Annotated in this window: 19 protein-coding genes; 15 read left to right on the top strand and 4 right to left on the bottom strand. The window is 55.8% G+C overall.

Features of this window, described 5'->3' with window-relative positions:
* Positions 1 to 85: 85 nt before the first annotated feature.
* From AXF19_RS02165 to AXF19_RS02115, 11 genes are all read left to right on the top strand, one after another.
* A complete protein-coding gene (locus AXF19_RS02165; RefSeq protein WP_066844446.1) occupies positions 86 to 1,537 on the top strand; it encodes a capsular polysaccharide export protein, LipB/KpsS family in 1,452 nt (483 codons plus the stop codon).
* A 3-nt stretch (positions 1,538 to 1,540) separates the two neighbouring features.
* Positions 1,541 to 2,524: a UDP-N-acetylglucosamine 4,6-dehydratase (inverting) gene (gene pseB / locus AXF19_RS02160; protein WP_066844443.1), complete on the top strand. Its 984-nt coding sequence runs from the start codon at positions 1,541 to 1,543 to the stop codon at positions 2,522 to 2,524.
* On the top strand, positions 2,521 to 3,684 hold the full coding sequence (gene pseC / locus AXF19_RS02155; protein WP_066844440.1) for a UDP-4-amino-4,6-dideoxy-N-acetyl-beta-L-altrosamine transaminase: 1,164 nt from the start codon (positions 2,521 to 2,523) through the stop codon (positions 3,682 to 3,684). The genes pseB and pseC overlap by 4 nt, the downstream gene beginning before the upstream one ends.
* A gap of 48 nt (positions 3,685 to 3,732) precedes the next feature.
* Positions 3,733 to 4,614, top strand: a complete 882-nt coding sequence (locus AXF19_RS02150) for an aldo/keto reductase (protein WP_066844437.1) — start codon at positions 3,733 to 3,735, stop codon at positions 4,612 to 4,614.
* Between the two features lie 116 nt (positions 4,615 to 4,730).
* Positions 4,731 to 5,423, top strand: a complete 693-nt coding sequence (locus AXF19_RS02145) for a glycosyltransferase family protein (protein ID WP_237141726.1) — start codon at positions 4,731 to 4,733, stop codon at positions 5,421 to 5,423.
* A 28-nt stretch (positions 5,424 to 5,451) separates the two neighbouring features.
* Positions 5,452 to 6,744 (top strand): aminotransferase class III-fold pyridoxal phosphate-dependent enzyme, encoded by a 1,293-nt coding sequence (locus AXF19_RS02140; RefSeq protein ID WP_066844430.1) that lies wholly within the window; start codon positions 5,452 to 5,454, stop codon positions 6,742 to 6,744.
* A complete protein-coding gene (gene pseG / locus AXF19_RS02135) occupies positions 6,744 to 7,826 on the top strand; it encodes a UDP-2,4-diacetamido-2,4,6-trideoxy-beta-L-altropyranose hydrolase (protein WP_237141659.1) in 1,083 nt (360 codons plus the stop codon). Before AXF19_RS02140 ends, pseG begins: the two co-directional genes overlap by 1 nt.
* Positions 7,810 to 8,295: a GNAT family N-acetyltransferase gene (locus AXF19_RS02130; protein WP_066844427.1), complete on the top strand. Its 486-nt coding sequence runs from the start codon at positions 7,810 to 7,812 to the stop codon at positions 8,293 to 8,295. The genes pseG and AXF19_RS02130 overlap by 17 nt, the downstream gene beginning before the upstream one ends.
* A 45-nt stretch (positions 8,296 to 8,340) precedes the next feature.
* A complete protein-coding gene (pseI, locus tag AXF19_RS02125) occupies positions 8,341 to 9,327 on the top strand; it encodes a pseudaminic acid synthase (protein WP_237141725.1) in 987 nt (328 codons plus the stop codon).
* A 54-nt stretch (positions 9,328 to 9,381) separates the two neighbouring features.
* Positions 9,382 to 10,419, top strand: coding sequence for an AAA family ATPase (locus tag AXF19_RS02120; RefSeq protein ID WP_066844421.1), 1,038 nt, complete (start codon positions 9,382 to 9,384; stop codon positions 10,417 to 10,419).
* Positions 10,400 to 10,888 (top strand): hypothetical protein, encoded by a 489-nt coding sequence (locus tag AXF19_RS02115; RefSeq protein WP_066844418.1) that lies wholly within the window; start codon positions 10,400 to 10,402, stop codon positions 10,886 to 10,888. The genes AXF19_RS02120 and AXF19_RS02115 overlap by 20 nt, the downstream gene beginning before the upstream one ends.
* Before the next feature lie 52 nt (positions 10,889 to 10,940).
* Here AXF19_RS02115 and AXF19_RS02110 read toward each other — a convergent pair whose 3' ends face one another.
* The 4 genes from AXF19_RS02110 to AXF19_RS02095 form a co-directional block, all read right to left on the bottom strand.
* Entirely contained in the window at positions 10,941 to 12,047 is a 1,107-nt protein-coding gene (locus tag AXF19_RS02110; RefSeq protein ID WP_157092463.1) for a tyrosine-type recombinase/integrase, read from the bottom strand.
* A gap of 347 nt (positions 12,048 to 12,394) precedes the next feature.
* Complete coding sequence (locus AXF19_RS02105; RefSeq protein ID WP_066844411.1) at positions 12,395 to 13,522, bottom strand: M20/M25/M40 family metallo-hydrolase; 1,128 nt, start codon at positions 13,520 to 13,522, stop codon at positions 12,395 to 12,397.
* 13 nt (positions 13,523 to 13,535) lie between these two features.
* Complete coding sequence (gene dcuC, locus AXF19_RS02100; protein ID WP_066844408.1) at positions 13,536 to 14,810, bottom strand: C4-dicarboxylate transporter DcuC; 1,275 nt, start codon at positions 14,808 to 14,810, stop codon at positions 13,536 to 13,538.
* Positions 14,811 to 15,108: 298 nt separating this feature from the next.
* Positions 15,109 to 16,497, bottom strand: a complete 1,389-nt coding sequence (locus tag AXF19_RS02095) for an aspartate ammonia-lyase (protein WP_066844405.1) — start codon at positions 16,495 to 16,497, stop codon at positions 15,109 to 15,111.
* 256 nt (positions 16,498 to 16,753) lie between these two features.
* Here AXF19_RS02095 and AXF19_RS02090 point away from each other — a divergent pair, with 256 nt between their 5' ends.
* The 4 genes from AXF19_RS02090 to AXF19_RS02075 are packed head-to-tail and all read left to right on the top strand — an operon-like array spanning position 16,754 to position 20,773.
* The gene (locus AXF19_RS02090; protein ID WP_066844402.1) at positions 16,754 to 18,745 is read left to right on the top strand and encodes a BglG family transcription antiterminator; all 1,992 of its coding nucleotides are present in this window, start codon (positions 16,754 to 16,756) and stop codon (positions 18,743 to 18,745) included.
* Positions 18,746 to 18,749: 4 nt separating this feature from the next.
* Positions 18,750 to 19,205, top strand: coding sequence for a PTS sugar transporter subunit IIA (locus AXF19_RS02085; RefSeq protein WP_066844400.1), 456 nt, complete (start codon positions 18,750 to 18,752; stop codon positions 19,203 to 19,205).
* A 2-nt stretch (positions 19,206 to 19,207) separates the two neighbouring features.
* Positions 19,208 to 19,486 carry a PTS sugar transporter subunit IIB gene (locus tag AXF19_RS02080; protein ID WP_066844397.1) on the top strand — a complete coding sequence of 93 codons (279 nt, stop codon included), beginning with the start codon at positions 19,208 to 19,210 and terminating at the stop codon, positions 19,484 to 19,486.
* A gap of 12 nt (positions 19,487 to 19,498) precedes the next feature.
* Positions 19,499 to 20,773 carry a PTS ascorbate transporter subunit IIC gene (locus AXF19_RS02075; RefSeq protein WP_066844394.1) on the top strand — a complete coding sequence of 425 codons (1,275 nt, stop codon included), beginning with the start codon at positions 19,499 to 19,501 and terminating at the stop codon, positions 20,771 to 20,773.
* The last annotated feature ends 79 nt before the right edge of the window (positions 20,774 to 20,852 follow it).

The raw sequence follows: 20,852 nt of genomic DNA, 5'->3' as shown, positions 1-20,852 counted from the left end.
TTGTTCGTCAAATTGGATGGGGCACATCCGTGAAAAACGGAAGCCATGTTAGGGCTGCATATGAGCATGACAAGGGGGAAACAGGATGTTAAACACATTGATTTGGGGGTTGGATCAACCGATTGCGGCTCCTTTGATTGCACGTCTCCATGATGAGGGTGTATTTTGTGTAAAAAAGTGGATTGTTGGTGAGAGTGAAAGCAAGACGCCGTTCTTTCTGGAGAGAGAGGGCGTCGAAATCATCGAGGATAAACTTGAACTGAATTTCTGTCAGGGTGATTTAGATTTCCCGCCGACTTGGCTGGATGAGAAAATACGACACTATTTCCCTGTCATCTTACAGAATTTCGCCCGTCAGTTTTTTTATGATCGCCTTCCTGTCTATGAGTTTATGAATATCATACAGATTTGGGTGAGATATTATTATACAATGCTTGCACGAAATCAAATTGATGCGGTCATTTTTGCCGATATACCGCATGAGGGGGGGCGGAGCATTCTGTATCCTATGGCACAAGCCATGGGAATACCTACTTTGATGTTAGTGCCGTCCGGTCCCTTCGGAACCTTTGCATACTGTTTTTCGATAGAGGATTATGGGCGCTTCGCGGATGTTCCGATGTTTCGCACACCGCATCCTGAGGAGAGCGAGATTCGGCAGGACTATAAAAAAGACCTGTACTATATGAAAGGGAAACATGCACCCAAGCAAAGAAAGACACTGCAGTATCGCTTAAGAAAATTAGCGTCGCCAAGGGCATTCATAAAACGTAAAAAGGACATTTTTAAAAGTACTCTTCAAAAATACGGCAGCATTCAAGAGTTTCTTCTGAAAAAAGTTGCGACGTGTGCTATGAACTATGACGAAAAGAAAAAGTATCAGGCAAATGCAATGAATTGTGCTGATAAAGATGTTGATTTTAATTGCGATTATGTATATTTTCCGCTTCATCTTCAGCCTGAAATGACAACGGATGTATTAGGCGGCATATATTGCGACCAGCTGCTCGCCATTGAGAAACTGCGCGCAATGCTGCCGCCGGATTGGATGATCTACGTTAAGGAAAATCCAAAGCAGACGAAACGCATGCGGCTGGATTACTTCTTCAAGCGTCTGAAGCTCATTCCGAACGTCAAGTATGTGGATCGCTCCATCGATACCTATGCCCTTATGGAACGTGCCAAATTTGTGGCGACCATTACGGGGACGGCCGGGTGGGAGGCAATCAGCGGAGGAAAGAATGCCCTGATCTTTGGGCGCATATGGTACGAGACGTTTCCCGGTGTATTCCAGTATCATGAGGGGCTGCGCTTGGAGGACATCACATCATATGTGATCGATCATGATGCCTTGGAGCAAGCTCTGCATTGCTATTTGGAAAAGACGGTAGACGCCGTTTACTCACCAGCGGTTCAGGAGGCTATGCCGGCGTTTGACGCCAAGAAGAATGATGAAAAGCTGGAGAAGTTTTTCCGCTTCATTATTCCCTATATGGAGGAACATCAGCCCCATGCAGCGGGAAGAGAAAGGAAGTAGAATATGTTCAACAATAAAAATATCCTTGTCACAGGTGGGACAGGATCATTTGGCAAGATGTTCATCAAGATTCTGCTTGAGCAGTATCGGCCCAACAAAGTCATTGTATACTCACGCGATGAACTCAAGCAGTTTGAGATGCAGCAGACGTATAACGACAGTTGTATGCGTTACTTCATCGGTGATGTACGGGATGGAGAGCGCTTGAAGTATGCGATGGAGGGGGTGGACTACGTTGTCCATGCAGCGGCGCTCAAGCAGGTGCCGGCGGCAGAGTACAACCCGATGGAGTGCATCAAGACGAATGTGAACGGTGCGCAGAATGTCATTGACGCGGCGCTTCATGCAGGCGTCAAAAAGGTCATTGCACTCTCCACGGACAAGGCGGCGAATCCGATCAACCTCTATGGTGCGACAAAGCTCTGCTCAGATAAACTCTTTACCGCAGCAAACAACTTTGTCGGTGCAAAGGCGACACGGTTCGCCGTCGTACGTTACGGCAATGTGGTCGGAAGCCGCGGCTCTGTGGTGCCGTTTTTCAAACGGCTCGTAGCGGAGGGGGCACAGGAGCTTCCCGTGACCGATCCGCGCATGACGCGCTTCTGGCTTCGGTTGGAGGACGGCATTGCGTTTGTGCTCAAGAGCTTTGAACGCATGAAGGGCGGTGAGATCTTCATTCCGAAGATACCGTCGATGCGGATTACCGATCTTGCGCAGGCGATTGCGCCGGGGCTGCCGGTCAAGGTCATCGGCATCCGCCCCGGGGAGAAGCTGCATGAGGTGATGTGCCCTTCGGATCTCTACTATGAGACGTTGGAGTTTGCGGACCACTTTGTGATCATGCCCTCCACGCAGGAGCAGACCGTGGACTACACACACAATGCGATCGGGGAAACTGGCGCACTTGTGCCGGATGGATTTGACTACAACTCCGGAAACAATCCACATTTCTTGACGGTAGAAGAGCTACGGGAGATGAACCCATGATTTACTACGGAAGACAGGATATCAACGAGGCGGATATACAGGCTGTTGAAGCAGTGCTTCGTTCGGACTTTCTAACGCAGGGACCTGCGATCGAGCGCTTTGAGCAGCGCGTCGCGACATACTGCGGTGTAAAATATGCAGTGGCTGTCTGTAACGCAACCTCTGCGCTTCATATCGCCTGCCTTGCGGCAGGTCTTGGGAAAGGCGACCTCCTCTGGACGAGTCCGATTACCTTTGTCGCCTCGGCGAACTGTGCACGCTACTGCGGTGCGGATGTGGACTTCGTCGATATTGATGAAAATACCTACAACATGAGCGCCTCTGCACTGGAGCAGAAGCTGCAGGAGGCGAAGCGGCTGGGCAGACTGCCTAAGATTGTCGTTCCCGTGCATATGGCGGGGCAGTCCTGCGATATGCGTGCCATCAAGAAACTGTCAGAGGAGTACGGGTTTACACTGCTTGAGGATGCTTCGCACTGTGTCGGTGCGGACTATGCCGATACCAAGGTGGGAAGCTGCGCCTATTCGGATATGGCGGTGCTGAGCTTTCATCCGGTCAAGATCATCACGACGGGCGAGGGCGGTATGGTTCTGACGAATGATGCCGCTCTCTACGAGCAGCTTTGTCTCTATCGCAGTCACGGCATTACGCGTGATCCGAAGCACATGACCAAGGAAAGCGATGGGGACTGGTACTATCAGCAGGTCGCACTCGGCTTCAACTATCGCATGACGGACATTCAGGCGGCGCTGGGCGCGAGCCAGATGGATCGTCTCGATGAATTCGTTGCGCGCAGACGATTCCTTGCGGCGCGTTACGACGAACTACTGCAGGATCTTCCTCTTAAAACGCCGTTTGTTTTGGATGGGGCGCAGCCGTCGTGGCATCTGTATATCGTGCGCATTGACTTTGACCGCGTACACAAGACGAAGCAGCAAATCTTTACGGAAATGCGCGCACGCGGCATTGCGCTGAATCTGCATTATATCCCTGTGCATACGCAGCCCTATTATGAGGCGCTCGGCTTTCACGCAGAGGATTGTCCGGCTGCGATGGCGTACTACCATGAGGCGCTGACGTTGCCGCTCTATCCATGTATGACGGATGCGGAACAGGAGATGGTCGCACGAGCGCTGCGTGAGGTGCTGATCGGCGGCTGAATATACCGGAGCTGATCGGAGCTGGCAGCGTCGGAAACGGGAGGGCATATGGCGCAACTTTGTCTGGGAACGGTACAATTTGGTATGCACTATGGCATTCACAACACCTTGGGGCGTCAGCCAACCGAGGAAGAGGTCTTTGGTGTACTGGATGCCGCGATTGATGCCGGTATTTATATGTTTGATACCGCAAGCGCATACGGAACGTCGGAGGAACTGCTCGGCCGCTATGGTTTGGCGGCACGCAGCGGGCAGATCATCTCCAAGTTGCACCCTGCAGTGGAAGGTGAGCGGCGCGATGTGCAGCAAGAAATCCAACGCTCCCTGACACGTCTTTCCGTGTCTAGGCTTTACTGCTACATGCTGCATCGCACAGAGGATCTGGATGATGCCTCTGTGATGGATGCGATGGAGGAGGCAAAGTCGCACGGATGGACGGATAAGATCGGTGTGAGCATCTACAGCCCCGAGGATGCCATGTGTGCAGCAGAGGATTCTCGCATTGATGTCATACAGGTGCCGTATAACGTGCTTGATCAGCGGCTTGACGACTGTGGTTTTTTCGAGTATGCCAAGGAAAATCAGAAAGAAGTATTCGCGCGGAGTGCGTTTTTGCAGGGGCTTCTGCTTATGTCTCCTGCGGATGCAGAGACAAAGGTTGCGGGAAGCGGTGTCTATGTGGAGCGCTTTCAATCCATGGCGGCAGAGGACGGATTCCTCCCGCGTGAGGCGGCGATGCTCTACGCCCTCTGTCATGCGGGGATTTCCTACGTCGTATTCGGTGTGGATACGAGTGCGCAGTTGAGGGAGAACACATCGTTGGTATCCAGATGCCGCGCATTTTCAGCAACCTATCAAAAACTGTATGGTGCGTTTCGTGATATAGATGTGAATATACTCGAGCCGCAACGGTGGAAGGTTAGTCTCTGATTTTTATTATGAATGTGTATCTATTTATGGCTGATGTTCCTATGGAAAAGGACTGATATATCTTGGTGTTAGCCATTTTACAGGCGCGGTGCTCCTCGCATCGTTTGCCGAACAAGGTGTTGAAGCCATTGCTTGGGCGAGCGATGGTGCTGCGGGAGATGGAACGTCTGACGCACAGTCGATACATTGACCGGATTGTTCTCGCGACGAGCACAGATGTAAGTGATGATCCGCTCTGTGCTCTTGCAGAAGAGACGGGCGTAAACATCTATCGCGGCAGTCTTGATGATGTTTTGGATCGTTACTATGCCTGTGCGAAAGAATATGGCGCAGAACATATCGTTCGCGTGACGGGGGACTGTCCGCTCATTGACTGGCGTGTGAGTGATGATGTGATTGCGCGTCACCTCACTGAGCAGAATGACTATACGCATACAACAGAGCGATTTCCTGACGGACTTGACACCGAGATCATGACGTTCGATGCTCTGGAACAGGCACATCGGGAGGCACGGCTGACCTCTGAGCGGGAGCATGTCACGCTCTATTTTCGGAATCATCCGGAGCGGTTCCGCATTGGTGACGTAGACTGTGCAGAGGATTATCGCGATTTGCGTTGGACGGTGGATGAGCCGTGTGACTTTGCTTTTGTGGAAGCGGTCTACGAAAAACTCTATGCGAATAACAACGATTTTTCCATGCAGGATATTCTTTCCCTATTGAAAGAACAGCCCGATCTTCGGGCGCTCAATCAAGGGGTTGTTCGAAATGAGGGGCTGCTGAAATCTCTGGCAGAGGACACGAAGTAAGCAGGATAAATACGGGAGGCGCATCTATATGAAAATCAATCAAAGAAGTCTGAAGAAGTCAGATGAACTGTGGCAGAGGGCACAGGATACCATTCTCTCGGGCTGCCAGCTTTACAGCAAAGGACCGGAGACACACATCAAGGGCGTGTCTCCCATCTATATCGACCACGGCAAGGATGGGCATGTCTGGGATCCGGACGGCAACGAATACATTGACTATGATATGGGGCTCGGCCCCATCCTGCTCGGCTACCAGTACAAGGCGGTGGATGATGCAGTCATGGCACAGCTGCGGCGCGGCATGGGCTACTCCCTCGTTGCACCCGAGGAAGTGGAGTATGCTGAGCTGTGTGTAAAACATATCCCGAGCGCAGGCAAGGTGCGCTTTCTCAAGACAGGGTCCTCGGCGACGGAGGCGGCTGTCCGCATTGCACGCTGCTATACGGGGCGCAAGCACATCGTACGCGGAGAGTATCACGGCTGGCATGAATGGACGACGGCGGCAGAGAACGTCCGTCAGGGAGGCATCCTTCCCGAAGTGCGTCAGTTCGTCCATAAATTCGACTACAACGATCTGGCGAAGGTCGAAGAGTATTTTGAAACCTATCCAGGGGAAATCGCCGCTGTCATTACCGAGGCGGTTGAGGTCGAGCCGCCCAAAGAAGGCTTTCTTGCGCAGCTGAAGGAACTCTGCCATCGGAATGGGGCGCTGCTGATTTTCGATGAGGTTGTCAACGGCTTCCGCTTCTCGATCGGCGGCGCGCAGGCGTATTTCGGCGTGACGCCCGATCTCTCGACGTTCGGCAAGGCGGCAGCGAACGGGATGCCGCTCTCCGTTGTCGCGGGACGCAAGGACATCATGGAGGAAGTGGATAAGAAGATCTTTATCTCCACTACCTTCGGCGGTGACTGCCTGTCTCTTGCCGCCGGTATTGCCGTGATGAAGGAACTCGAATCCGGTGAGGTTACGAAGGCCATCTGGGAGAAGGGCAGATATCTTCAGGATAATTTCCGCCGTCTCGCGAGGGACATTGACGTGCCGATTGATCTCAGCGGCTACCCCTGCCGTCTGAACCTCGAATACACGGATTATGAGGGCAAGAAAGACTGGCTCTACAACTCCATCTTCATGCAGGAAAGCGTCAAGCGCGGCGTTCTCCTCGGCTGGCACATCTTCCCGTGCTATACGCATACGCAGGAGGATCTCGACTTCACGCTCAACGTATTCGAGGATGCGATGAAGGTCTATCGCGAAGCGCTGAAGAGTGGGCATCCCGAAACCTATATGGAGGGCGAGCCGCTCAAGATCGTTCTGGGGTGATGCTCCGTGTTGGAACAGATCGGATGGATGTCATGAACTCTGTTGTTGCAATCCGCGTGGACTCATCCGAGCAGATCGGAAGCGGTCATCTGATGCGCTGCCTGACGCTGGCGGAGCGGCTACGAAAGGATGGCGCGGTGGTTCATTTCATTTGCCGCGAGCTCTCCGGCAATCTGAATCATCTGGTGCGAGAGCAGGGCTTTTCCTTGCACATCCTTCCGCGCCATACAGATCATCCTGCGCTCACAGGCTATGTGGCATGGCTGACGGTGCCGCAGGTGGTGGATGCGGAGGAGACCGGGGAGATTCTATCGCGCATGCAGCCTGTCAACTGTCTCGTTGTGGACAGCTATGCTCTGGATGCGGTGTGGGAGCAAAGACTGCGCCCCCTTGTGCGTGAGATCTTCGTCATTGACGATCTCGCAAACCGCCCGCATGACTGTGATGTGCTCCTCGATCAGAACTACTATCGGGAGATGCGGCATCGGTATGACGGACTTGTACCTCCTGCCTGTAAGCTATTGCTTGGACCCTCCCATGCCCTTTTGCGCGAGGAGTTTTATGAAGCGCGGGAAAAGATTGGCGTGCGGGATGGTGTCCTGCGCCGTATTCTTGTATTCTATGGCGGCAGTGACACGACGCGGGAGACCGAAAAGGCAATCCGTGCGCTCGTGCAGCTTCAACTTCCCTCCGTTGCCGTGGATGTCGTCGTTGGCGGGAGCAATTCGCACCGCGCATATATCGAGGAGCTTTGCGCCGCGCACGACTTCCTTCACTATCACTGTCAAGTTTCCAATATGGCAGAACTAATGGCACATGCTGATCTTTGTCTCGGCGCAGGCGGTACAACCACATGGGAACGCTGTTTTCTGGGACTTCCTGCTATCGTGACTGCTGTTGCCGAAAACCAGATTCAGATCTGCGAGGACTGCGCCGAGGCGGACTATATCCGCTATCTTGGCAGATGGGATGAGGTAACAGTGGGGGATATTGCGGCGGCTGTGCAGAAGTGTATCATGCCGCAAACTCTTCTGGAGATGCAGCGAAGCTGCAGATTGGATGTGAATGATGATGAGCGATGAAGGACGGCTATACCTGCGCCCTGTTGAACTGTCTGATGCAAGGCTGCTCTTTCAGTGGCGCAATGAGAAGGCGACGCGTGCAAACTCACTTCATAGCGAGGAACTCATCTACGAGGATCATGTCCGATGGTTGGAGAATGTGCTCGGAACAACAAAGGCACAATATTTTTTTATTTTGATGGCAGATCTTGTGCCGGTTGGTCAAATTCGTCTGAGTGTTGAAAATGATATGGCTCTGATCAGCTACAGCATAGATGCAGCTCGTCGTGCGCGTGGGTATGGGCGTATGATATTGCAGATGACAGAAGACAAGTTGAGAGAGCAAAGCGTGCATCTGACACTCGTTGGTTACGTCAAAGAGGAGAACGTCGCTTCTCAGAGAGCATTTACGTCGTTACAGTATCGAGAAAGCCGTGAAAACGATCTTCTTCGATACGAAAAAGTGATTGGGGAAGCAGACAATATATAGGGAGGAAATGTCGTGGAGGGACAGAAACCTTTTATCATCGCAGAGATGTCGGGCAATCATAACCAGTCGCTTGAGCGTGCACTTGCCATTGTCGATGCGGCTGCAGCGGCGGGGGTCGATGCGATTAAGATTCAGACCTATACCGCGGATACCATGACACTCGACATTGATACAGGCGAGTTTTTTATTGCGGATCCAAACAGCCTATGGAAGGGCGAGTCGCTATACCATCTTTATGAGAAGGCTCATACCCCGTGGGAATGGCACAAACCGATCTTTGACCGCTGCAAAGAACACGGCATCATGGGATTCAGCACGCCCTTCGATGATACCTCCGTTGACTTCCTTGAGGAGCTTGGCGTACCGTGCTATAAGATTGCCTCCTTTGAGAATGTGGATCTTCCACTCATTCGGAAGGTTGCGCGTACGGGGAAACCGATTATCGCATCGACGGGGATGACAACCGTATCGGAGCTTGCCGATCTTGTTCGTACGGCGCGGGACAATGGCTGTGCAGATCTGACCCTGCTCAAATGTACGAGCAGCTATCCATCCTCTCCGGAGGGGACAAATCTCCGCACGATTCCGCATATGCGTGAGCTGTTCGGATGCGATGTAGGGCTGTCCGATCATACGCTCGGCATTGGAGTTGCCGTGGCGAGCGTCGCGCTTGGGGCGACCGTGATCGAGAAGCACTTTACCCTGTCGCGTGCCGATGGCGGTGTCGATGCTGCCTTTTCGCTGGAGCCAGGTGAGATGGCGCAGCTCGTGCGTGAATGCCGAGCCGCCGCACTCGCTATGGGTGAGGTGCGCTATGAGATGGCAGAGCAGGAAAAGAAGTCCTTGCAATTCCGGCGTAGCCTATACATTGCAGAGGATATGAGAGCGGGAGATGTTCTGACGGAGAAGAATCTGCGCCGGATTCGTCCCGGACATGGGCTGTCACCAAAGCATTATGATGCACTGCTCGGACGGCAGGTGAAATGCGACGTGAAGCGTGGTAAACCTGTCAGTTGGGCACTGGTGGAGTAAAACTTATAGAATAGAGTATTGTATGAATATACGATTACTCTCATGGAGCGCATAATGATAGAGCAGATTTCCCTAAAAAATTTTGGAGTTCATTCGGCGACTGAGTGGAACAATCTCACGCGCATCAACTTGATCCTTGGTGAAAATGGCACCGGGAAGACATTTCTACTGAAAGCTATCTATGCGGCTATGCGGACAATCGAGCAGGCGTATCGAGGTGATTCGAGACAGGATGCTGCTGAAATCCTTCCGGAGAAGCTGCGCTGGACATTTCAACTGGAGCGATTGGGAGAACTCGTCAATAAGGAAAATAAAGAAAAACTGTTCTTTCAAATGCACATGGATGGCAAGACTCTTTCTTACGCTTTCGGTAAGGATACTACCAAACAAATTTCTTTGTCGCAAAATGGTTTTCTCGAATCGAGAGAAAGCAATTCGGTTTTTATTCCTGCAAAGGAAGTCCTTTCCCTGCAGAATGTCATTTTGAAATCGAGAGAACAGGATCATATTTTTGGGTTTGACGACACGTATCTGGATCTGGTTCGTGCTCTGCAAATCCCTCGCCGTCAAGGGAATAACTATGAAGGATTCGCCTCGAACAGAGGGATGCTGAAATCGCTGATTGATGGCAGTGTAGAATATGACAGCGAGGGGCAGCAGTGGTTCTATAAAAAGGGGAACACGCGATACTCGATCAATGCGACAGCCGAAGGCATAAAAAAAATAGCAGTCTTTAATCAACTGCTCGCGAACCGTTATGTTACGCCTGAGTCTGTCATTTTTCTGGATGAGATAGAGACATCGTTGCATCCCAGAGCGGTTGTAAAGTTTCTGAATATCATATATGACCTGTCAAAAAGTGGAATTCAGTTTTTCATTGCGACGCATTCCTATTTTGTCATCAAGGAATTGTCTCTCATTGCAAAACGCGACTCATGTGATATGTCGGTGTTATCGCTGAATATCGGAGAGCCGCCTCGTTACGATAATTTACAAAATGGGATTCCACAGAATAGTATTATCGAAGAGTCGGTACGCCTTTACGAAGAGGAGATTGCGCTGGTAATGGGGAATGATGATGAGAGAGATTGAAGAATCGGGCATGAAATTCCTCGTGGATGAGAGCAAATTGTTCTACATCGAGAAATCTTCACTTTACCGAAGGCTGAATGGCAAGAGCGTATCGTCTGTCGAGTTTGTTGAACTCCTGCCGAAGGGGAGAATTGTCTTTGTTGAGGCAAAGCCCGATGCACCAAAGGACGCGTCGGAGTTTTCGTCAAAAATCCGAAAGAAAGTTTCGCACTCTTTGCAGATGTGCTTTTCTATGTTGCATGAGATTGTAGATGATTCGCCGGAGGAAATGCCCATAGCGATGCGTGAGGCATTACAAAATCAACCTCGTTTTCGTGCGATTGTTGTAGTCAAGGATTTGGCGGTGGAACATTGTGTTATTTTGCAGAATTATCTAAACATAAAACTTGAAGCACTTTGCCACATATGGAAAATGGATATTCTGGTCTTTAATGAGGAACGGGCACGAAAACGTAAGATGATTGCCTGATACAGATGAAAACGCCCGCCCGTGAAGTTGTGCGCTCACCGGCGGGCGTTCATCATGCGTTCGTTTCTTTTGTTGCGGGGGCTGCCGTATGCTGTAAATCTGTCACACTCACCCCCGGGGTGATGCCCTGCGTGTGGCGGTTCTCCATGCGCTCGTGGACGTGGGCGTACTTCGCCGTGACCTTTGGGCTGCGCTGGCGCAGTGTCTCCTGGACGACGCGCAGATCCTTGGTCTCCTGATAGAGGTTCGTGCCGCAGCTGTGGCGGAAGAGGTGGCAGGCGTAGCCGGGCTGTTTCAGCCCCGCGTCCGTGAGCGCCTTGTTGATGACGTAACGGATGCCGACGCGTGTGATGCGCCCGTTCCGATTGTTCAGTGAGCAGGAGATGATGGTCGGCGTGAGGCGGTTCTCGGGCGGGACGGCACCGCGCGTCTCGATGTACGCCTGAAGGAGCTGAAAGGTTTCCTCGCATGGGTAGATGATACCTGCATGCCCCTTCCCTCGGATTTCGATGCGGCCGCGCTGCCAGTCGATGTCCTCGTCCGAGAGGCGCATGACCTCGACGACGCGCAGCCCCTCGACGCCCATGAGGTAGACGATGAGGAGGTTGCGGAGGCGGCGCACGGCGTTCTTGTCCGTCGCAAGCCCTTCGCAGATCTCCTTGATCTGGTCGATGGTGAGATATTTATAGTCCTCGTCGAGATGCTGCGGGTTGCGCAGCTGCAGATCGGCGCAGGGGTTCTCGGCGATGAAGGAGAGGCGCTGCGCGACCTTGTAGAAGGCGCGGATCGCCGCGCCCTTGATCATGAGGGTCGCCGCGCTGTAGCCGCGCGTGCGCATGTCCTCCATGTAGACGCGGATCTGGTAATCGTGCACGTCACTGAGCGGGTGGAGATTCTGCTCCATGCACCAGTGGAGGAAAAGGCGGATGGCAAGCTCGTAGGTGTCGCGCGTGTCCGCTGTCGGTGCGCCGCCCGCGATGTAGCGCGGGAGATATTCGTAGAAATGCGCGATGAAATACTCGGGCGTGATGGCGTCCTGCCGCACGTTCAGGGAGAGCTCGCCCATGCGGCGCACACCTGCGGGCGCAGTCTCCGTGCGCCGTGCAGGGACGCCCATCGCCGCCCCTCCGCCGCTCCGATATCGTTCGTTTGTTGCCATGATCTCACCCGCTTTCGTTTTCGTTCGTGGATTGATTATAGCACGGAGGGGGAGCGTTAGCAACAGGTGATAAAGAATGGAGCTTTTCTGTACGTTGCGTAGCGTTGGAAACAAATCCGTGCGATGCTCCTAAGCAAACCCTAGTGGAGCAAGCGGAAACGAGGACACGTTCTGCCCCCTGCGGATTTCTTTCGTTCAAGCGCGTAGCGCGCGTTTAAGAAGTCCGCAGGTATTTAGGCAGATAAGTGTCCGACCGTTTGCGTAACTAAGCGTTTGCGTGGAGCAAGCACGGAGCATTTCAAAAGCGGCTGTGCATACGCGACGCACAGCCGCTTCATACGTTCCTGTTATCTCTTCTCTGCGACTTCCTGCACAATGGCGAGTGTCAGCTCTGCCGCATCGTAGAGATCCTGCTCAAGGAGGCTCTCCTCCTTCGTGTGGCAGTCGGTCATGCCGACGCCGAGGACGGTGGTCGGCACGCCGTAGGCGTTGAAGTGGTTCGCATCCGAGCCGCCGCCCTCCTCCTCGAGCACGACGGGGAAGCCGAGCTTTTCTGCCGCACGGCGCAGGTACTGAATGGGCCGTGCGTCTGCGGGCAGCTCGTAGGGGTCGTAGTCCTTTTTGAGGTCAATCTCCGCCGTGCAGCCCGTTCCTTTGACTGCTTCATTCACGGCGTCCATCATGCGCTGTGTGAGGGCGTCGAGCTTTACCTTGTCACGGCTGCGCGTCTCAAAGTGCAGCGTGCAGGTCTCCGCGACGACATTCGTCGCCGTGCCGCCAGCAATCTTGCCGACGTTGCAGGTTGTCTCCTCGTCGATGCGCCCCTGTGGAACGGCAGAGAGCACCTTGCCCGCCGCCGTGATGGCGTTACGTCCCGCGTCGGGGTCGATGCCCGCATGTGCCGCCTTGCCGTGGATGGTGACGGCAAGCTGATTCTTGCCAGGCGCCTTGAACGCTGCCGTGCCTGCATGTCCGTGGGTGTCGAGCGTATAGCCGAGGTCGGCGTGCAGGAGGCTCGTATCGAGGCAGCGCGAGCCGTTGACGCCGCCCTCCTCGGCGACGGTAAAGACAATCTGCAGATCGCCGTGCGGGATGTTCTTCTCCTTCAGCTGGCGCAGGGTCTCAAGGATGGCGACGACGCCCGCCTTGTCATCCGCACCGAGGATGGTTGTGCCGTCGGAGCGGATCACGCCGTCCCTCAAGCTCGGCTTGATGTTTGCGCACGGCTCGACGCAGTCCATATGTGCCGTGAGCATGACGGTGGGCGCGCCCGCGACCGTGCCCTTGAAATTTGCGACGATGTTGCCGCAGTTGCCGCCAAGCGCCTTTCCTGCGTCGTCCTCGTGGATCTCTGCTGCGCCGAGGTCACGCAGACGTGCGGTCAGGAGATCGCCCATCTCGCGCTCATCGAGCGTCGAACAGCGGATGGAGACGAGCGCGAAGAACTCATCCAATACGCGTTTTTTGTCAATCATATGCTGCCTTCTTTCAGAGGAAAAGGACGATCATAAAGGTGATGGTGGCGAGCAGCATGGGCAGGGTGTTGCGTTTCGACAGCTCCATCGGGCTGACCTTCGCAAGACCCGCGCAGACGAGTGCCGCACCTGCGACGGGAGACATGGAGCGTCCGATTGAGCCTGCCATCTGGGCGAGCGAGCCGAGGTTGATGATGGACATGCCGAACGCCTCTGCCTGTGGGGTGATTGCACCGTTGAACGCGAGTGCCGCCGCGTCGCCCGAGCCGGAGATGACGGCGATGATGAAGGGGCCGAATGCACCTGCGATGCGCGCGATGGACTCCGAGCCCTTCATCGCCTCGATGAGGGCATCCGTGAGTCCCATTGCCGCCATACCTGCGGTGAAGACGGCGGCGGCGACGATGAGACCGATGACGCCGCCGTATGCCTCGCCCATGCCGTCAAAGAATTTGCGCGTGATCTCTTGCGGATTCTGGCGCGTGACGACGAGCGCGAGCACCGTGCCGACGATCATCGCCGTCGGCACGTCGGTGAGGGGGAGGACGGCGATCTGCTTGCTGCCGAGGACGAGCAGGACGAGCGGAACGAGGGGGACGACGGCGTAGAGCGGATTGACACGGAAATCACTGCCGCCCTCCTCCTTTTCGAGCTGCGCATGATATGCGAGGCGGCGCGCCTCGTCAGGACCTTCCTTGCGGACGGTGGCGATGATGGTGAGCGTGACGACGGCGACGATGGAGGCGATGATCGCGGCGGGCACCTGTGCCATGATGACGGTCATGAGATCGGTCTGCGCGAGATCGGCGACGAAGATGTTGTGTGCCTGTCCCGGGCTGATCGCGCTGCCCCACGTGCCCGCGAGCACCGCCGCGCCCGCCATCGCGGGGTGAACACCCGCCGCCATGAGCGTCGGGATGAGGATGCTGCCGACCGCCGCCGAGCAGCCCGCCGCGCTCGGGATGGCGATGTTGATCCACCATGTGAGCAGTGTCGCGAGCGGGATGAGGACGAACTTGCTCTTTGTGATGACACCCGAGATCGACTCGACAAGATGGCGGTCACAGGTCGTGATCTTCATGACGAACGAGAAGCCCATGACGGTACAGATGACGGGTACGAGCGAGTTGTGCACCATCGTCTTGCTGAACGTCGCGACGGCGTTGCCCGTGACGCCGCCGATGATGCACATGAGAAAACCTGCCGCGAGCAGCACCATGCGCGTCTCGTACTTCTTGATGATGGCGGCGAAGGCAAGAATAACGATGATTCCACCTGTAATTGCCAATGAAAAGACCTCCTTTGAATAGAACCTACAAAACTATACTGAATTTCGACAAATAAATGTGAATTCCTTCACGAAAAGAGGCTGCTGCACGAAGTCATTCTGACTCGTACAGCAGCCTTTTGTTCGAGTTGGACGCTCAAAGCGCCCCTTCCATCGCTTACGCGGTCCCCCTCCCCCGTGTCGCACAGGGGAGGCTTTGCATTACGGCATATTAGCTTCCCCCGCCAGAGCGGGGGAAGTGGCGAACGCAGTGAGCCGATAGGGGCACTCCGAGAGCAGCTTCCTTTATTCTGCCAAGCTACTCCGCAATCCCCGGGCGCGTCATCTGACGTGGCGAGAGGATGTGGTTCAGCTCCTTCTTTGAAAGGATGCCCTGCTCGAGGATGATCTCGCGAATGGGCTTGCCCGTCGTGTATGCCTCGCGCGCAAGCTCGGCGGACTTCTCATAGCCGATGTGGGGCAGAAGCGCGGTGACGATGCCGACGCTGTTGTCGAGCCATTTCTGGCACTGCTCGACATTTGGCTTCAGGTCGACGAGCAGCTTGTCGACGAAGGTGTCAACCGCGCGCGTGAGGTAGTTCAGCGAGTTGAACATATTGAACGCCATCACAGGCTCCATGACGTTCAGCTCGAACTGCCCGTTCTCCACGGCGAGGGTCACGGCGAGGTCGCCCGCAATGACCTGATAGCACGCCTGATCGAGCACCTCGGCAATGACAGGGTTGACCTTGCCGGGCATGATCGAGGAGCCCGGCTGACGCATGGGCAGGTGCAGCTCGTTCAATCCGCAGCGCGGTCCCGACGCCATGAGGCGGAAGTCGTTCGAGAGCTTGATGAGGACGAGAGCGGCGTTCTTGAGCGCGGAGGAGAAGTCCGCGAATGCGTCCGTATTGTTCGTCGCGTCGATGATGTTCTGCGACGTACGGTAGGTCTCACCCGTGATCTCCGAGAGACGCTTTGCGACCGCCTTGATGTAGGCGGGTTCTGCGTTCAGCCCCGTGCCGACAGCGGTGCCGCCCATGTTGATGGTATGGATGTGCCGCTGGACGTAGCGGATGCGGCGCATGGAGCGGCGCACGGCGGAGGCGTATGAACCCATCTCCTGACCGAGCGTGATGGGGACGGCATCCTGCAAGTGCGTGCGTCCCATCTTGAGAATCGCGCGGAACGCTGTCGCCTTTTTCTCGAGCTCCGTTGCAAGCCGCTCGAGGGCGGCGAGGAAGACCGTGCTCTTTGCCGAGAGGCAGACCTTGATCCCCGTCGGGAAGGCATCGTTCGTCGACTGCGCCATGTTCGCGTGATTGTTCGGCGAGATGATGTCGTAGCGTCCCTTTGCCTCACCGCGCAGTTCGAGTGCGCGGTTGCAGAGCACCTCGTTCATGTTCATGTTGATGGACGTGCCCGCGCCGCCATGAATCGGGTCGACGGGGAAATGTTCGATGAGTCCGCCCGCGATGATATCATCCGCAGCGCGCACGAGCAGGTCGCCGATGTCGTGAGAGAGGCGCCCCGTGTCCATGTTCGCGAGTGCCGCCGCCTTTTTGACCTGTGCGAGTGCGATAATGAAGTCGGGATCGAGCCGCTGCCCCGTGATGTAGAAATTCTCGACTGCGCGCATCGTCTGCACGCCGTAGTAGACATCATCGGGGACTTCCAGTTCACCGAGGAAGTCATGCTCTTTTCTCATTGCTCTCTCTCTCCTTTACACATAGAAAACATTATAATTATAGTTTTCAACAATTGTATACAGTATACCACAAAACAATGAGAAGGGGGGACTTTTTGAAAAATAAATAATTCCTGCAATGTGTCCACGCATGGGATGAAATCCTTCGATAAAACATATTTATCCAATTATTTGCAGGATTGCGTGGCAGAGATTCGTTCTTGTTGCAGGATTCGATCTTTCCTATAATGGGGGACAACAGGAAGGAGGCGGCAGTATGGAAGGAAATGAGCGGCGCAGACAGCTCGCAAAGGTTCTGCATGCGACACTCTCTGCCGCCCCTGTCACGGCGGAGCGCCTCGCGAAGATGTTCTCCGTCTCCGTGCGGACGGTGCGCTACGATCTGGACGCGCTTGCCGAGGAGATGCGCAGCGAGGGGCTCTGTATCCGCACGCAGGCGCGGCGCGGCATCTGGCTCGAGCGGGTGGAATCCGTACAGGAGACAGTGACTCCTGCATCAGCACTCGATCAGAAGGAGCGGCGTGACCGCATCATCCTCGCACTTCTCGGCAGTGCGCCCTGCTCGATCGACGGGATTGCAGAGGAACTGGCGATCAGCCGCAACACCCTCATCAGCGATCTGAAGGATGTGCAGGCGACGCTCGAGCAGCGCGGACTGATCTATGTCTCGAAACGCGGTGCGGGGATTTCGGCAACGGGCGGCGAGCAGGAAATCCGCGATATGCTCATCCACATCTTCGCGAAGGAGGAGCACGACTTTCGCCATTTCGACCGTGCGGACGGGGCGGAGGCGGATTCACCGTTTCGCCGCTATGCAGAGGCGCTGCCGATGGCGGAGATTGCGGCATTCTTCCTCGATCTCTTGCGGCGGCACGGCGTTCTCGGGAGTGATCTCTCGATCAACCGCATGATCTGCGCACTTGCGGTTCAGCTGCGGCGGCTGCGCGAGGGGCACGCGATCACGGAGGAACGCCCTGTGGACTTCCTGTCAAACGAGGGGGAGGCGACAGAGGGGCTTGCGGCAAAGATTGCGTCGGGGATGGCGGACTATGCGCCGGAGTTTCTGCGTCCTGCGGAGGTGCAGCACATCGTGAAGGAGCTGCTCCACAGCCGCATCTACGTCTCTCATGAGGGGATGGAGCGCTCGCAGGAAACGGCGCTGGCGCTTGCGCGTGAGTTTGTCGAGTACGCGCAGGTCTGGCTCGGCGATACCTATGCGGACGATGAGGAGCTGCTGCGCAATCTCGCGGTACACCTGAGACCCGCCCTCGAGCGGGCACACGTCGGCATCGTGCTGACGAACCCGCTCCTCGGTCGGATCAGGGAACAGTACCGTTCGATCTTCCTGATTGCTGCGCGGGCGGCAGAGCAGCTGGGCGCGCGGATGAATCTGCACTTCTCGGAGGATGAGATCGGATATCTGACGCTCTATCTGGGCGCCGCCATCGAGCGCAAGAAGCGGCGGCGTACGCGCAAGCTGCCCGTCGTGCTCATCTGCGGCAATGGTGTCGGTACGGCGACCCTGCTCGCGCATACGATCCGCAACCGCCTGCCGAACCTCCACATTGTGCGCATCCTCTCCTACTACAATATGCGGGCGGAGGATCTGGAGGGCGTCGATGTCGTCATCAGCACCGTGCCCGTGGAGCTGCCGGACAAGGCGGTGCTGCGCATCTCGCCGATTCTGACGGATGCGGAGATCGAGGTCATTGAGGGGCAGCTGCAGTATCTCTATGACAGCCGCTTTATCATGACGGAGAATGCTGTGCATGAGCCGCGCGGAATGTGCCTGACCGAACTCCTCACGGAGGAGATGATCGCGCTCGATATGGCGGCTGAGGACTGGACGGCAGCGGTGCGCAGCGCGGGTCTCCTCTTGTGTGCGGCGGGCGCGGTCGAGGATCGCTATGTCGAGCGGATGGTGGCGAGTGTGCGTGAACTCGGTGCGTACATCGTCGTTTGCCCCGGCGTCGCCATGCCGCACGCGCGCCCCTCGGACGGGGTACGGCGGCTTGCCACGAGCTTCGTAAGACTCACGCATCCCGTCCCCTTTGCAGAGCGGGACGGGGCGGAGGCGGATCTCATCTTTGCCTTTGCAACGCCGGATGAAAAGGCGCATGAGGAGCTGCTGCTCGATCTTTGGGCAGTCTTCAGCGATGCAGAGACACTCGGGGAACTGCGGGACTGTACTGGGGCGGCGGAGGTTCGCACTGTGATTGAGCGCTGTACGGCAGCGCGGAAGGAGTGAAATTATGCTTGGGGAGTATATCTCTCCCGGCGGCATCCTGCTGCAGGAGGTCTGCCGGGACTGGGAGGAGTGCATTGATTGTGGGGCGGCTCCTCTCCTGCGCTGCGCAGCGATCCTGCCGTCCTATCCGGAGGCGATCAAGCGCAGTCATCGCGAGATGGGACCCTATATGGTCATCGCGCCGGGCATCATGCTCGCGCACGCGCGTCCGGAGGCGGGGGCTGTTGCGGTCGGGCTCTCGATTCTGACGCTGCGCGAGCCGGTCGTCTTCGGCAGTGAGCACAACGATCCCGTGCGGCTCGTCATCACGCTTGCGACCCCCGACGCCGAGAGTCATGTAAAGATGCTCGAGGCGCTGTCGGAGTTCCTGATGACGGACGGCATGGCGGAGCAGCTGATGTCGGTAGAGACAGAGGAGGGCGCACAGGCGCTCTTTGGTGAAAAGAAAAGGAGTGCATGACAATGAAGATTTTGGTTTGTTGCGGAAGCGGACTCGGAAGCAGTTTCATGATCGAGATGAACATCAAGAAGGCGCTGCAGGAGCTCAATGAGACAGCCGAGGTCTCCCACAGCGACCTCTCGTCGGCGGCGGGCATCAAGGCGGATATCTACGTGGGGACGCGCGATATTGCCTCTCAGCTCGTCGGGCTCGGCGGGGAGGTTGTCTCCCTCAACAATATGATTGACAAGAAGGAGCTGAGTGAGAAGATCGCGGCTGCGGTCGCAAAGGTAAAAGGATAAGGGGGAATCATTATGCTGAGTTTTATCCTTGATATTCTAAGTGTGCCGGCGGTGCTGATCGGTCTTGTTTCGATGATCGGTCTCATTGCGCAGAAAAAGGGCATCTCGGACATCCTGAAGGGCTCGATCAAGACCATCATGGGCGTCCTGATTCTCGGCGGCGGCGCAGGACTCGCTGTGGGTGCGCTCACGCATTTCGGCACGATGTTCCAGTATGGCTTCGGCATCAACGGTGTTGTGCCCCATAACGAGGCGATCGTCGGCATGGCGCTGAAGGAATTCGGCACGCAGACGGCACTCATCATGGCGTTCGGTATGGTTGCAAACATTCTCATTGCGCGCTTTACGCCGCTGAAATTCATCTTTCTCACGGGGCATCACACGCTCTACATGGCGTGCATGATCGGCATCATTCTCACGGTTGGCGGCTTTGAGGGCGTGACGCTCGTCGCCATCGGCTCCATCCTGCTCGGCTTCGTCATGGCATTCTTCCCCGCGATTGCGCATCCGACGATGAAGAAGATCACGGGCAGCGACGATGTCGGTTTCGGACATTTCAGTACGCTCGGCTACGTGTTCTCAGCGTGGGTCGGCGCGCTCGTCGGCAACAAGGAGCGCTCGACGGAGGACATCAACTTCCCGCAGAGTCTCGCGTTCCTGCGTGACTCCTCCCTTGCTGTCTCACTTGTCATGCTCATTCTCTTTCTCATTGTCGCCATTGCCTGCGGCCCGCAGTATGTGGAGTCGGAGTTGAGCGGCGGACAGAACTTCCTCGTGTTCTCGCTCATTCAGGCGATCACGTTTGCAGGCGGCGTCTACGTCATTCTCGCCGGTGTCCGCCTCATCCTCGCAGAGATTGTTCCCGCGTTCACGGGCATTGCAACGACGCTCGTGCCGAATGCAAAGCCCGCAATCGACTGCCCCGTTGTCTACCCCTACGCGCCGAACGCCGTGCTCATCGGCTTCCTCTCGAGCTTTGTCGGCGGCGTTGTGGGTATGGCGGTGCTGCTGCTCGCGGATCGCTCCTTCCCGGGGCTGCCGATCATCCTGCCGGGCGTTGTGCCGCATTTCTTCTGCGGTGCGACGGCAGGCGTCTTCGGCAACGCGACGGGCGGACTGCGTGGCTGTATCGCGGGCGCGTTCTCGCAGGGCCTGCTCATCACCTTCCTGCCGGTCTTCCTCATGCCAGTTCTCGGCAATCTCGGCTTTGCGAACACGACGTTCAGTGATGCGGACTTCGGCGCGGTCGGCATCATCCTCGGAAATCTCATTCATCTGCTGCGCTGATCTGATTCGATAAAAAGAGGGGTTGTTGTAAGAAGTCAAAACGGCTTCTTGCAATAGCCCCTTTATCTCAGGAGGGAAC

The organism is Selenomonas sp. oral taxon 126 (genome assembly GCF_001683335.1).
Classification (GTDB): domain Bacteria; phylum Bacillota; class Negativicutes; order Selenomonadales; family Selenomonadaceae; genus Centipeda.
This window is presented reverse-complemented; position numbering and strand designations above follow the sequence as displayed.

What these genes read in the sequence shown, in the direction of transcription:
- AXF19_RS02165 (WP_066844446.1), top strand. Translation starts at nt 86, where the DNA reads ATGTTAAACACATTGATTTGGGGGTTGGATCAACCGATTGCGGCTCCT.
- pseB (WP_066844443.1), top strand. Translation starts at nt 1,541, where the DNA reads ATGTTCAACAATAAAAATATCCTTGTCACAGGTGGGACAGGATCATTT.
- pseC (WP_066844440.1), top strand. Translation starts at nt 2,521, where the DNA reads ATGATTTACTACGGAAGACAGGATATCAACGAGGCGGATATACAGGCT.
- AXF19_RS02150 (WP_066844437.1), top strand. Translation starts at nt 3,733, where the DNA reads ATGGCGCAACTTTGTCTGGGAACGGTACAATTTGGTATGCACTATGGC.
- AXF19_RS02140 (WP_066844430.1), top strand. Translation starts at nt 5,452, where the DNA reads ATGAAAATCAATCAAAGAAGTCTGAAGAAGTCAGATGAACTGTGGCAG.
- pseG (WP_237141659.1), top strand. Translation starts at nt 6,744, where the DNA reads ATGCTCCGTGTTGGAACAGATCGGATGGATGTCATGAACTCTGTTGTT.
- AXF19_RS02130 (WP_066844427.1), top strand. Translation starts at nt 7,810, where the DNA reads ATGATGATGAGCGATGAAGGACGGCTATACCTGCGCCCTGTTGAACTG.
- pseI (WP_237141725.1), top strand. Translation starts at nt 8,341, where the DNA reads ATGTCGGGCAATCATAACCAGTCGCTTGAGCGTGCACTTGCCATTGTC.
- AXF19_RS02120 (WP_066844421.1), top strand. Translation starts at nt 9,382, where the DNA reads ATGATAGAGCAGATTTCCCTAAAAAATTTTGGAGTTCATTCGGCGACT.
- AXF19_RS02115 (WP_066844418.1), top strand. Translation starts at nt 10,400, where the DNA reads ATGATGATGAGAGAGATTGAAGAATCGGGCATGAAATTCCTCGTGGAT.
- AXF19_RS02110 (WP_157092463.1), bottom strand. Translation starts at nt 12,047, where the DNA reads ATGGCAACAAACGAACGATATCGGAGCGGCGGAGGGGCGGCGATGGGC.
- AXF19_RS02105 (WP_066844411.1), bottom strand. Translation starts at nt 13,522, where the DNA reads ATGATTGACAAAAAACGCGTATTGGATGAGTTCTTCGCGCTCGTCTCC.
- AXF19_RS02095 (WP_066844405.1), bottom strand. Translation starts at nt 16,497, where the DNA reads ATGAGAAAAGAGCATGACTTCCTCGGTGAACTGGAAGTCCCCGATGAT.
- AXF19_RS02090 (WP_066844402.1), top strand. Translation starts at nt 16,754, where the DNA reads ATGGAAGGAAATGAGCGGCGCAGACAGCTCGCAAAGGTTCTGCATGCG.
- AXF19_RS02085 (WP_066844400.1), top strand. Translation starts at nt 18,750, where the DNA reads ATGCTTGGGGAGTATATCTCTCCCGGCGGCATCCTGCTGCAGGAGGTC.
- AXF19_RS02080 (WP_066844397.1), top strand. Translation starts at nt 19,208, where the DNA reads ATGAAGATTTTGGTTTGTTGCGGAAGCGGACTCGGAAGCAGTTTCATG.
- AXF19_RS02075 (WP_066844394.1), top strand. Translation starts at nt 19,499, where the DNA reads ATGCTGAGTTTTATCCTTGATATTCTAAGTGTGCCGGCGGTGCTGATC.